General features: G+C 58.7%; 6 protein-coding genes and 5 pseudogenes. 8 read left to right on the forward strand and 3 right to left on the reverse strand.

Features of this window, described 5'->3' with window-relative positions:
* Positions 1 to 43 precede the first annotated feature (43 nt).
* Positions 44 to 1,555, reverse strand: a complete 1,512-nt coding sequence (locus ACWNC0_RS06420) for an NAD-dependent succinate-semialdehyde dehydrogenase (RefSeq protein WP_449470417.1) — start codon at positions 1,553 to 1,555, stop codon at positions 44 to 46.
* Positions 1,556 to 1,776: 221 nt separating this feature from the next.
* Between ACWNC0_RS06420 and ACWNC0_RS06425 the strand changes: the two genes are divergently transcribed.
* From ACWNC0_RS06425 to ACWNC0_RS06435, 3 genes are all read left to right on the forward strand, one after another.
* Positions 1,777 to 2,184, forward strand: a complete 408-nt coding sequence (locus ACWNC0_RS06425; RefSeq protein ID WP_449470418.1) for a carboxymuconolactone decarboxylase family protein — start codon at positions 1,777 to 1,779, stop codon at positions 2,182 to 2,184.
* The gene (locus ACWNC0_RS06430; RefSeq protein WP_449470419.1) at positions 2,177 to 3,070 is read left to right on the forward strand and encodes an NAD(P)-dependent oxidoreductase; all 894 of its coding nucleotides are present in this window, start codon (positions 2,177 to 2,179) and stop codon (positions 3,068 to 3,070) included. Before ACWNC0_RS06425 ends, ACWNC0_RS06430 begins: the two co-directional genes overlap by 8 nt.
* A gap of 154 nt (positions 3,071 to 3,224) precedes the next feature.
* Positions 3,225 to 3,878 (forward strand): GntR family transcriptional regulator, encoded by a 654-nt coding sequence (locus ACWNC0_RS06435; protein ID WP_449470420.1) that lies wholly within the window; start codon positions 3,225 to 3,227, stop codon positions 3,876 to 3,878.
* Between the two features lie 58 nt (positions 3,879 to 3,936).
* Here ACWNC0_RS06435 and ACWNC0_RS06440 read toward each other — a convergent pair.
* A pseudogene (locus ACWNC0_RS06440) lies at positions 3,937 to 4,167 on the reverse strand (IS3 family transposase); the annotation flags it as partial.
* A gap of 640 nt (positions 4,168 to 4,807) precedes the next feature.
* On the opposite strand from ACWNC0_RS06440, the gene ACWNC0_RS06445 reads away from it, so the two are divergent.
* Together ACWNC0_RS06445 and ACWNC0_RS06450 are read left to right on the forward strand one after the other, a co-directional pair.
* Positions 4,808 to 6,937 (forward strand): TonB-dependent receptor, encoded by a 2,130-nt coding sequence (locus tag ACWNC0_RS06445; protein WP_449470421.1) that lies wholly within the window; start codon positions 4,808 to 4,810, stop codon positions 6,935 to 6,937.
* Between the two features lie 257 nt (positions 6,938 to 7,194).
* Positions 7,195 to 7,781, forward strand: a pseudogene (locus ACWNC0_RS06450) (IS701 family transposase); the annotation flags it as partial.
* A 312-nt stretch (positions 7,782 to 8,093) separates the two neighbouring features.
* Here ACWNC0_RS06450 and ACWNC0_RS06455 read toward each other — a convergent pair.
* Positions 8,094 to 10,238, reverse strand: coding sequence for a TonB-dependent receptor (locus tag ACWNC0_RS06455; RefSeq protein WP_449470423.1), 2,145 nt, complete (start codon positions 10,236 to 10,238; stop codon positions 8,094 to 8,096).
* 861 nt (positions 10,239 to 11,099) lie between these two features.
* Between ACWNC0_RS06455 and ACWNC0_RS06460 the strand changes: the two are divergent.
* The 3 pseudogenes from ACWNC0_RS06460 to ACWNC0_RS06470 form a co-directional block, all read left to right on the forward strand.
* A pseudogene (locus ACWNC0_RS06460) lies at positions 11,100 to 11,238 on the forward strand (IS3 family transposase); the annotation flags it as partial.
* Positions 11,239 to 11,251: 13 nt separating this feature from the next.
* Positions 11,252 to 11,491: pseudogene (locus ACWNC0_RS06465) on the forward strand (transposase); the annotation flags it as partial.
* 541 nt (positions 11,492 to 12,032) lie between these two features.
* Positions 12,033 to 12,233: pseudogene (locus ACWNC0_RS06470) on the forward strand (Hsp70 family protein); the annotation flags it as partial.
* Positions 12,234 to 12,363 lie beyond the last annotated feature (130 nt).

Raw genomic sequence — 12,363 nt, forward strand, 5'->3', positions numbered from 1 at the left:
CGCAACGATGAGTTCATGGGGGTTGGGCGACTACAGCAGGCTCTTAATGCCGGTTGATCCAGACGATCTGCGCGTTGGTGAATTCGCGAACGCCGAAGTGCGACAGCTCACGACCATAGCCGCTCTTCTTCACGCCGCCGATTGGAGTGCGCGGGTCGGAAGCGGCGAAGCCGTTGATGAACACGCCCCCGCTTTCGATACGGCGAGCATATTTGCGCGCCTTTGCGACGTTCGCCGTCCAGATCGCTCCCGAGAGGCCGAACTCGCTTTGGTTAGCGAGACGGATCGCGTCTTCGGCATCCTCCGCGATGGTAATCGAGGCGACAGGACCGAACGTCTCCTCCTCAAACGCCGCCATGCCTGGCTCGACGCCCGACAGGATCACCGGCTTGAAGAAGGCCGTGCCATCCGCGCCATCTTGCGGTCCGCCCTCAAGTAGGACCTTGGCGCCTTTCTCGACCGTCCGCTTGACCTGGTCTGCGAGCTCCGCCCGCAGGTCGATACGCGCCATCGGGCCGATGTAGGTATCTTCCTCCTCCGGGTTGCCCACCTTGAGATCTTTCACAGCGGCGACGAAGCGCGTGGAGAATTCCTCTGCGATCGACTCTTCCACGATGATGCGCTTGGCGGCGATGCAGATCTGACCGGAATTCTGGAAACGGGCAAGCACGGCGGCGGGGACGGCGCGATCGAGGTCGGCGTCGGCGAGGACGATGAACGGATCGGAACCACCCAGCTCGAGCAGGGTCTTCTTGATCGCGCGACCTGCCTGCGACGCAACCGCGGAACCCGCGCGCACGCTGCCGGTGAGGGAGACCGCAGCAACCCGATCGTCGTTAATGATCGCTTCGATGTCCTCTTGGGCGACGTTCAGGACCGAGATCAGGCCTTTGGGCACGCCAGCCCCCTCGAAGACCGAAGCGACATTGTAGGCGGTAGCTATACAGTTCGGCGCGTGCTTCAGGATGAACGCGTTGCCCGCAAGAACGACCGGAACAATGCCGCGCATGGCCTGCCAGAACGGGAAATTCCACGGCATGATGCCGAGGATCGAACCGAGCGGCAGATAGGAAACATAAGCGGCCTGCCCCTCAATCTCGGTGGGCTCATCGTCGAGCAGCGAAGCGCCTTTGGCGGCCGCCCACTCACACAGCGTTGCGCACTTTTCGATCTCGGCCTTCGCCTGCGTGATCGGCTTGCCCATTTCACGGGTCATGGCAATCGCGAATTCGTCGGTTCGCTTGCGCAGGACACCGGCGAGCTTGCCGAAGAGCCTCCCCCGTTCCGCCGGCTCCACGTCTCGCCAGATCCTGAACGCAGCGATCGACTGGTCCAGCAGGATCTGAACCTCATCGGGGGTCTGGTGGGGATAGCGGGTGAGCACTTTACCTGTAGCCGGGTTGATCGCGGCTGACTCATTCGGGGCTACTTTGGACTGAGCCATCTCTGCTTTCCTTCTGGCGTTCGCAGCAAATTGCTGCGGAATTGATGAGTAGTCTATGGACCTTCTCGGCGCGCAAGACAGAGCTGGTTTAGCCTCCGCCGCTTCGATCATCCGCCTTCTATATTCACGCTTAACTAGCGGTCAAGCGGATTGACGGACAACTATCGAAGCCCTAGGTCGTTCAGGTGAGGTGCCTTGCGCCTCAGGTATCAATCGTTCAGCCGCACGCCGCGGTTGCTTCGGGCGCCACATAGCTGGGCTGGCTTCAGCAAGGCGCTCGTGCATTCGCTGCCTGGGCCCGATCGCCCGTTCAATAAGGAAAGGATCCAAGAGTGATTGATTTGTTCAAGGACGCAGGACCGCAGTTTGAAAAGGGCCTTGTAATCCGCAAGGCGGTGCTGGGCGATGCCTATGTGGAAAATTCGCTTAACGCCGCGACACCCTTCAACATGGAAATCCAGAAGCTCGCGACGGAATATTGCTGGGGCGACATCTGGTCGCGTCCGGGCATTGATCGCAAGGCACGCAGCATGGTCAACTTGGCCATGCTTACGGCGCTGAACCGTCACCACGAATTCAAGGTCCACGTCCGCGGCGCCATCAACAACGGCGTGACCGCGGACGAGATCAAGGAAATCCTCCTCCAGAGCGCGATCTATGTCGGTCTGCCGGCATCGCTCGAACATTTTCGTCTCGCCGCCGAGGTGCTCGTTGAGATGGGCTTGATCAGCAATGACTGACAGCCCGAAAATCGCAGCACCCGCGATCGTCGGATTTGTCGGACTGGGCGCGATGGGCCTGCCCATGGCGACGCGCCTCATCAAGGCAGGCTATCTGGTCCAGGGTTTCGACCTATCCGAAGGCGCCCGCAAGAAGCTTGAGGAAACCGGTGGCAGGGCATGCGAAAGGGCGGAGCTGACAGCGCATGGGGCACAAGCCGTCATTACGATGCTGCCGAACTCAGCGATCGTGAACGAGGTGGCACTGGGCTCGCTGGCCGACCATCTGGACGGCGCGGTGCTGATCGACATGTCTTCATCAAGTCCCACCGACACTCGTAAACTCGGCAAGGAACTCGACAAGCGCGGGTTGCAGATGGTCGACGCCCCGGTTTCCGGTGGCGTTAAACGTGCAGCCGAAGGCTCTTTGGCGATCATGGTTGGCGGCGATACCGCACATGTGGCTCGCGTAAGACCCGTCCTGGAAGCTTTGGGCCAATCCATCTTCGAGACAGGGCCGCTCGGTTCAGGTCACGCCATGAAGGCATTGAACAATTTTGTGTCGGCTGCCGGCCTGACAGCCACGTGCGAGGCGATCGTAGTCGGTAAGAAGTTCGGACTCGACCCCGAGCAGATGGTCGACATTCTCAACGCCTCCACCGGGCGCAACAACAGCACCGAAAACAAGATCAAGCCCTTCATCCTGTCAGGCACCTACCAAGGCGGTTTCTCGCTCGCACTGATGGCGAAGGATCTCGGCGTCGCGGCCGGTTTGTCGGACGCAATGGAGTCCCGTTCGCCCACTTTGCACCTCATGGCTTCGCTCTGGGCCGCCGCTCGAGAGCAGCTTCAGGATGGTGCCGATCATACTGAGATCAATCGGTACTTGGCGACACTCAAGGGCTGACCGGCAACCGAGTGATGAACGTTGACTGTTCAACAGCAGATGGTGCATCGGCATTTATCGGATTGTCTGCAACTATGGCGTGAAGGAAGAGGGGAAAGGCGTGGCGGAACCTAAGACGTTTTTCGGGAGTGGCGCTCCCCGTCGGGTTGAGCCTATGCCGGTACGCCGGCAAGTCGAGGATGCGCTCCGGGACGCGATTGTGACTGGTCATTATCCGCCGGGCACGCACCTGTCTGACCGCGCCCTTATGGAGACGTTTGGAACTAGCAGGCAGATCATCCGAGAGGCAATCCGGCTGCTGGAGGCGGAGGGCCTGGTCGAGCAGCGTCCGCACCGCGGGCCGATTGTTGCGATGTTGACAGCCGACGAAGCCGAGGACGTCTACGCAGTTCGCGCCCAGCTTGAGGGCTTGGTGGTACATGAGTTCGCGCGCAAAGCGATCGAAAGCGATCGAGCGGTGCTGCGCGCAGTGTTCGAAAGGCTCTCTCGCTCAGGGGCAACCGACAACAAAGAGGCGCTCTTGGCCATCAAGCAGCAGATCTACGATGTCCTGCTCGTCGGTTGTGGGAACAGCTACGCGTCACAGATGCTGACGACGATCCTTCATCGCATTCGACAGCTTCGCGCTTACTCGCTTTCGGCACCGGGGCGGCTCAAGCATACGATCGAAGAGGTGCGTGCAATCGTCGATGCGATCGAACGCAGGGATGCTGAAGGCGCCGCCGCTGCGTGCCGACTGCATGTGCAAAAAGCGGCCGAGGCTGCACTTCCTATTTTGCGGGCTCAGGAAACAGAGCAAGCGAGGTAGTCCGAATGGAAAAGGCGGACCTGGACTTGTACCGGTTTTGTGCCGGTCACCTATCTCATTAAGCCACCTTGGCTTCGGAGGCGAGCGGGCTGATGCCGCCTAGATATGAATGGCGGCGACGGGTGTCGTAGAAACCATTGATGTACTGGAATATGGCAGCTTTCGCCTGATGCCGCGTTGGCCAGCGCTGCCGCCAGATGAGTTCCGCTTTCAGGGATTTGAAAAACATCTCGACGGAGGCATTGTCGTAACAATTACCCTTGCCGATCATCGATGGACGCAGGCCATGGGCTGAGGCTGAGGCTATACTGTTCCCGGCGCCGATGCCTGCTGTAATCTCTTGTTCCAGTCTTATTTCGGTAATTCGACATCCTCGTTTCCATCAAATAGCGCGCGTTGCCGGCCTGTGCCACTTGCACTTCTCCGAGTTGCACATCGAGCCTGTCTCGCCCAGACGACCATCGATCTCGTGTAGAATGTAAATTCCTACTATGTGGTTATATGCAATAACGCTTTCATATAAAGAGCAACCTACCCCGGTGGCCCTTGCGCCTTACTCGATTGATCTAATCAATGGGTGGACCTTACCCGAGGCGGGTGTCGATGCGGCATATTGCTTATTGGGGAATATATTTACCATCGTGCCATGGTCAAGTGATTGAATGCGGCGGCAGCCTGCCGGTAACATGAAATCCATTCCATCGAATATGTTGACAGAAACTAAATTCCATTGTATGATAATCTGGTATAAAAGTGGGAGAGGGTTTATGAGATTGCGCACTAGCATCTTATGCGCTGCCGCGGCTGGCACGTTGCTGCCGACTTTTGCAATGGCTGAGCCAATATCTTCGAGTACGGAGGGCGGGGCTTCAGAAGGCCAAGCAGCTACCGCAGCTGAAAATTCCCGCCCGTCTAGTGCAGACATCATCGTGACGGCAAACAGGAGGTCGGAGAGGCTTCAGGACGTTCCGATCACCGTCACCGCCGTCGCCGGCGAGACGCTTCGCGAGCGCGGCGTCAAGAATCCGGAAGATCTGAGCCGCATTTCGCCCAGCCTCGTTACCCAGAATAACGCAGCGAATGCCCAAGGGACCAACTTTTCCATACGCGGTGTCGGCACCTCCAGCTTCCAGAGGTCAGTTGAGCCCAGCGTCGCTGTCGTCTTGGACGATGTGACCCTGATCCGTTCGGAACTGGGTGTCATTAATTTCACCGATCTTGCTCAAGTTGAAGTCCTGAACGGACCGCAAGGCTTTCTATTTGGCAAGAATGCATCCGCGGGGCTTATCAACATCCGAACCAATGATCCGGTGATCGGGACCAATTCTGGCCGCATCTTTTCGGAATATGGCCAGCTGGATAACGCCAACGACACATCATTATTCCGTGTGCAGGGCATAGCCAACCTGGCGCTGTCTGACGACGCGGCGGCAAGAATCAACGGCTTCTACGTCAAGAATTCATCGCTTCAGAAGAATGTCGTGCCCAATTCCGACTTCGATGGTGGCCTGCGGCAGGTCGGCGGATCTGCGAAGCTGTTGTGGAAGCCTACGGACCGCCTGACCGTGCTGCTGGCGGGCGACTATCTGGATTCCCGCGGTGCGGGTGGCGGCGTCGCGAGTTTCCGCAGTGTCGCGTCCGCCAGTCCTCTGGCTCAATTGCTTCCCACGCTCGGCATCACGCCCGGCACCAACAATTCCAAGAGCGCCTATGATGGACCGACCTTCTACAACCTAAAGGTCGGCGGGGTTCAAGCCAAGATTTCCTATGAACTGGATAGCGGCCTGACTATCACGAACATCGCGGCCTACCGTGGGTTCAAGACGTCCCAGCAGTTTGACGCCGACTATAGCCCTCTGCCCCTGGTACAGGTATTCGGCGGCGGCATCACTACCGATCAATTTTCCAACGAACTGCGCCTCGCTTCCCCCGCGGGAGGAAAATTCGACTATCAGGCCGGACTGTTTCTGCTTAAGGCGCGAGTGCGGGAGGACAATCTGCTCGCGGCATCTTTGGGTCAAACGCCACCCCCAGGCTTCGCGACCGTGCTGGGAAGCGATAGCTTCTGGCGCCAGAAGCTTGGCAGTTATGCCGTCTATGGCCAGGGCACCTATCGCTTCACGGACAGGCTGCGCCTGACCGCAGGCGCTCGTCTGACCCATGAAACCATCAATATGCGCTATGAAAATACAGCAGGCGGTGGCGCGTTATCCTTGTATCCGGTCGCTCCTGATCGCCAGCAGGCCCGTAGTGAAACCAACTTGTCGGGGCGCGCAACGCTGCAATATGACTTGAACAACGACTGGATGATCTATGGCACCGCCGCGCGCGGATATAAGGGGCCAGGTTATGCGCAATATTCCTTCTCCTACGTGCGGCCCGAAATTTCGACCCATTTCGAAATCGGGTCGAAGGCCCAGTTTTTCGATCGCAAGTTGACGGTCAACCTGTCAGCATACAATACGGACTTTAAGGATTTCCAGGCCCAGAGCATCGATTTCACGACGCTGTCGTTCCTGTTGCAGAATGCGGGTAAGTTGCGCACGCGGGGCGCGGAAATACAGGTCATCGCACGGCCGACATCCCGCCTTACGTTCAACGCCAGCGTCGCCTATACAGATGCCCGCTTCATCTCCTTCAAGGGGGACACCTGCTATGTGGGACAAGTCGATTGCGTGAATGGCGCGACCGACTCCTCTGGTCGTAGACTGCCGAACGCGCCAAAGTGGAAAGCAATCGCAGACATAAGCTACGAACAACCATTGGGTGACAATTTCGCCGCCATCTTCAATGTTGGCGTGACATCGCAATCCTCCTATAATTTCCTGTCGAACGCAGATCCCAGTTCGATACAGAAGGGCTATACGGCGCTTGATCTGGGCGTTACCCTGACCCCGACCGCGCGCAATTGGAGCCTCCGCGCTTTCTGCCGCAACTGTACCGACCGCCGCTACGTCGCTACAGTTCAGGGCCATCCGTTTTTCGCTAGCGACTATATCCAGAACTTGAGCTATGGGGGCTTCCGCCAACTTGGCCTTGCGCTCGACGTGGGCTTCTAAGCTTCAAGCGCGATTGAACAATTATTATTTATGACCTGCCAGAGCGCAGCGTGCCAGATGGCCGCCGCGCTCTTTTCTTTTTACTCGGTCGCATGCCCATAAGCGGGATTGAACGAACTCGCTGACGCTCGACTAACGCCTTCGGGCTGGCGGTAATGGTCCCTGTGGGAGAAGTTGATTGCTTAGACCCAGGAGTTTGTCCCATGGCAGAAGATCTGTTCAAAGACCTTGGGGAAGGCTGTGTCATGCTGGCCGACCGGACCTACGACGGCAGTGCCATGCGCGCTACTCTCGCAGCGCGTGGCGCCTGGGCCTGTATCAAACCCATGTCGAACCGCAAGCCCATCTTACCGAAGCTTTGGGTTGGCGATCCGGTAAAGCTTGCCGCGACCCATGTTCCAGAAAATGTAGCCTTCGCCACCGAGCCAGCTTCGGCTCTGGCGGGCAAACCCATGGTTGCCGGTAAAGCGGAGGAGATCGCTAATGCTCTTGCTCCCGATGTCTGGCTGCGCCTCTCCGTCCGCGAAGGCACCAAAGGCGCACAGCTTCACGACTGCGCTTTACTGTGAACTCGCCGACCTCGAAGCTGATGAATATGATGAAATGAAGTCGGGGTTTGGACCCGCGGCTTCTGATCCGCCGCAATATGGGCGACGGCGATCTTGCATTCTTCACAACCTGGTGCCCGCAGGGACAGACATCCAGACGCTCGTTTCCGTCGAGGTCGTGGCTGGGCAATCGAGACAGCTTCGAGGCCGCCAAGAACGAGCTTGGCCTCGATCACGACGAAACCCGGTCATGTCATGGCTGGCATCGCCACGTCTCGCTCGTGATGCTCGCCTTCTTTGGGTCATGATGCGATGCCTGATCCAGGGTCGCCACCCCGGACCAGGCGGAAGGGGTCGGATCGATTATGCCGGTCGCTGAGGGACCGAGCCAGAGTGGGCTCTCCCTTTCTTTTCCGTCAGGCCCGAACGGATATCGGGGTGCAAGGCCCGGATGAAAAGTATAGGACGGCGGAAAAGGTGGGCAACAATCTACCGCATACGGTTGGCGTCGCCGCCGTCATACGCCCAGCCCCGGTCACCAAGCGATGCCGCGCAACTAGTGATGTTGCGCGGCATCGGCCCGTCGTCAGCAGCTCGTCCCTACATACTCAGAACGCGAAATCCAGCGCTGCTCCGATCTGTCTGAAGGACTGATAACCCATGCTTTGGGCGTAATCCGTCTGAAATAGCGCGTTACTTGAGACGGAGGTAACAAATCGGGTGTCGGTGCAATTGCGGCAAAAGGCCCTCAATGTCCACCGGCCATCGTCGCCGGTCAGCCCTACCCCAATGTCCAGGGTCGTGTAGCCTTTCTGCACGGTGGCGGGGTTGCCGTTCGATGCGAAGTTGATTCCGGACTGAGCAGAAACGGCGGCATTGAATGTCGCGGTCAGCCGATCGGAGACTGGATGCTTGTACTGCATCGCCGCCGTCCCCTTCCACTTGGGCGCGTTCGGAAGGACCCGCCCCGATGAGTCAGTGACGCCACCCACGCAATCGGGTTGGCCAAGATAGCACAGGTCACCAGTGAACGAAACGAAGTGGGCATCGACGTAGGCGACGCCGCCGCTGAGGGTAAGGCCCCGCAGTGGATCGGCAGCGAGCTGAAGTTCCGCGCCCCTGGTCTGCAATTTTCCGGCGTTCAAGACAACGGACGAGATCGTTGCGGGATTAAGCACTTGCGCCTGGAAGTCACGGAATTTGGTCTGGAATACCGATGCGTTGAGCGTAAGTTTGTGATCGAAAAACTGGGACTTGCTTCCAAGCTCGATGTGGTCGGAAATTTCAGGCCGAACATAGGTCGACGTGTATTGGGAGAAGCCGGGCCCCTTGTAACCGCGAGCCGCAGTCGCATAGATCATCCAGTCGCGAGTCAGATCATATTGCAGCGTCCCGCGCCACGAGAAATTTGTATTGTTGCGGTTGGCGGTCATGACGGGTGACGCCGGGATCAGTTGCATCACCGATCCATTTGCTTCCGAATGGTAGAGCATGTCTATTGTATCATATGTGAGCCTGCCGCCAGCGGTGAAGCGCAATGCATCGGTCAGCCGATAAGAAGCTTGTCCGAATATAGCATAACTGCCGAGCAACTGGCGCTGGTAGCCGGTGCCACCCAATATCGTGGTGAAACCGGGCGGCGGTGTTTGGCCAAGACTGGCTTCAAGATGATATCCTTGGGAGACGCGGCCTTTAAGAAAAAATAGACCAACTTGGTAGTCAAAAGCCCCGCCCACGGGCGATGCGATACGAAGTTCATCGGAAAGCTGCTTGAACTTTTTCGGTTCGCTAAAAAGCTCGGCCAGGCTTATCTGGGTGCCGTCCCCATCAAACGCTTGCTCAACACTGAACGCCCTAGCAGCCAAAATGTTCGTGATTGTGTGCCCGCTGTCGAATTCATATTCGAGCTTAACCTGCGCGCCGCCGACTTTCACGTGATTGAAAAGCGGTGCATCGTTGGCGAACTGGGTGTTGCGGGGGCCAGCCTCGATCCCGACGGCGTCGACGATCGCTTGTGCCGGGCTTCCCGGAGCGATCGAACGGAAGCTGGCCAAACCGGCACCCTGTCCGCGCGAGTCCAGATAGTCGGCTCCGAAGAGAATCGAGAGGCGATCGGAGGGCTTCCATGCCCATTTTAGGTTGCCGCCCACCTGCTCCAGCCCGGCCTCCGCGGCGGTGTTCGGACCGAGGTTCTCGAAGATAGGCGTATTCCGAACGTAAGACAAATTTATGCGCGCGGCCGAATTAGGCGAGAGGGCAAGGTTGCCCATGCCTCGTACTTGGAACAGCGAGGTTCCATTTCCGGTATTGAGCAGGCCGTACTCGCTGGAAACGCGTCCTTCTGTGACACCGATTTTCGGATCATTCGTGTGAATGTTGACTAGGCCGGCAGAGGCATTTTTGCCGAACAGCATGCCTTGCGGACCGTTCAACACCTCCACTTGCGACAGATCGGCAAAGTTGATCACCGCCATCTCCGGGCGGATCAGGGTGACGTCGTCCACAACGACCGCAACACTGGCCTCGATCGTCCGCTGGAAGCTGGACGTCCCCACCCCTCGGATCGAGAAATTGGTGCCTTGTGCGTTCGCGGCGCCATTTTGAGTTGTGAGGGTGGGCGCCAGCTTGGTGAGTTCCTGAGGATTGCTGACCCCCCGGTCCCGCAATGTGCCCGCATTGATGGCGGTGACGCTGATGGGCACGTCCTGAAGCCGCTCCGCCCGGCGGTTCGCCGTGACGATGATGTCGCTCACGTCTGCAGCGCTGGACGCTGCAGACGCGGGGTTTGGCGCCGTTTGCGCGAACGCCGCCGTCGCGGTGAACGGGAGCAGAGCGCTCGCAAGAAGGACTGAGCGAAAGCTCCTTTGATTCATCAACATCGACCGGTCTCCCCCAATAGGTAGTTATTCTGCTTGATATAGAACACTCATATCATAGTCCTGTCAACATAATAAAGACGTTCCGCTCTTGACGTCGTCTTTCTCCGGCTTGACCGGAACTAAGGAAGCCGGGGTTACTCGGCGGTCGCCATCGGCTTGCTCTGCCTGGTGCACGTTGATCGCCTTTGCTTTCAATCAAGGGCGCAACAAGACAGGCGTGCGTTCGGCGGCGCCAAAGCGTCGATCGGGACCACGCCCTTTCGAGAATTCTCAAACTTCTATGTCTACGAGTGCAATTTCAATTCTAAATAATGTCGTTGGGGGCGGAGCCTCAGTCGCGACCCTACTTTGTAGGCGAGCCCAAACTGGGCGTCCAAACACCCCAGCCGCCGCTGCCGCCCAGGCGGTCGCCTGTAATCATCGCCTCGGCCTGGCCGATGTCACGGATGAACACAGCCGCCTGGTGGGGGCTGGCCGAACCGATATTTGAGAAATAGACCTTGAGCGTGAAGCGGGACCACGTCGCGCAGATCGACCATGGATTGGGCTTGAGGTTACTCTGAGCCGGGTGCGGTCACTGCAACCGCCGCACCCTGGAGCCGCTCTTCGGTCTCGGAGGCCGTGACCATAATGTCCGTTAGGTCCCCGGCTTTCGTATCTGTCGCTTGCCGGCGCTTGTGCCTAGGCGTGCGTCGGCAAAATGGCCGCACCCGCCAGCAAGATGGACTCTGACGTGACCGGAAGAGCATGCGCTACCGGTCACAGCGGGAAAATGATGCCGACCTTCGGTCGAAGCTGCGTGAGCTTGCGCAGCGGCGCCGCCGGTTTGGCTATCGTCGGCTGCACATCCTGCTGCGGCGAGAGGGGGTGGTGATCTCCGCTTGGGCAAGCGCCCCGCTGTCCGCGACCGGATCGAGGCGGCAGGGGCAGCGCTGCGCTTCCTGCCGCCCTACAGCCCCGACTTCAACCCGATCGAGAAGGCTTTCTCTCGCCTCAAGGCCATGCTCCGAAAAGCAGGCGAGCGCACCGTCAGCGGCCTCTGGGGCCTCATCGGCAGGCTCGTCGACATCTTCCAGCCCGCCGAATGTGCCAACTACTTCAGCTCGTGCGGCTATGATCCAGACTGATCGAAAACCGCTCTAGAAGAAACTCCTGAAGGGCCGACCTAAGGTCGGCCCTCTTTTTATTCTTCAGCACCCGCGTTCGGCTCGACCGCATTTGGGGGATCGCGCTTGGCGACGTCCCTCTGCGCAATGCGCAATCGAACCGAGGCACCTTCCGGCTCGTCTATATCGTCGATAAGACCCGCTGGGACCTTCCAGGCAGTGAATGCCTCCAAGGTCGGCGCTGACCGACGCTTCCCTGGCGGCTGAACCATCGCAACGAAGCAACAATGATCGGCAGCCTAAATCAGGGTCGGACGTCGTGTCATCGGATTTGAGTGCCCCGCTCAGGTCGAGAGCGGCCGGAAATCGGAAGATCTGCACCTGAGGCTCGAAAATTGGTCCCTGAACGGCGACAAAGGTGAAGGGTTTCGGGCGCTTGCGTACGAAAGCCTTCCATGCAGGAACCCGCGATTCCAGCAGGTTATCCTATGGGGACTTAGCTTCCGGCTGGTTCGGCGGGATACGAGATGCGCGCTGATGGACGCGCGACATCGGCACGGGTGCGATAGACCATGTCTTCCTGACCGGCGGCTCCTCATTGATCGCCGCCGTCCGCCGCTTGTTTGAGGAACCCTTCGCCGCCAGCCACATTGCGCGTGGCAATGAGTTGACCTCCATCGCCCACGGCCTTGCACTGATCGGTCAGGAGGCCAGCATCGCTGAATGGACCGCAAGCAGTGAAGATGAAATAGCGCAGGGTTGAATAGTGGTCCTGGTTGCGACAGCGCGGATGGCCGCTGCGCGCCATTCCTGGCTCCTGCCGGTCCCCTTTTCCAGTCTAGATGTTCAGCACTGGCGGGTCGCTGTCGTGAATTGCTAGAGGGCAGCCACCT

The organism is Sphingobium chungangianum, from assembly GCF_977014255.1.

Bases quoted from the DNA above. Each gene is read 5' to 3' on its own strand.
- ACWNC0_RS06420 (WP_449470417.1), bottom strand. From the start codon at position 1,555: ATGATCGAAGCGGCGGAGGCTAAACCAGCTCTGTCTTGCGCGCCGAGA.
- ACWNC0_RS06430 (WP_449470419.1), top strand. From the start codon at position 2,177: ATGACTGACAGCCCGAAAATCGCAGCACCCGCGATCGTCGGATTTGTC.
- ACWNC0_RS06435 (WP_449470420.1), top strand. From the start codon at position 3,225: ATGCCGGTACGCCGGCAAGTCGAGGATGCGCTCCGGGACGCGATTGTG.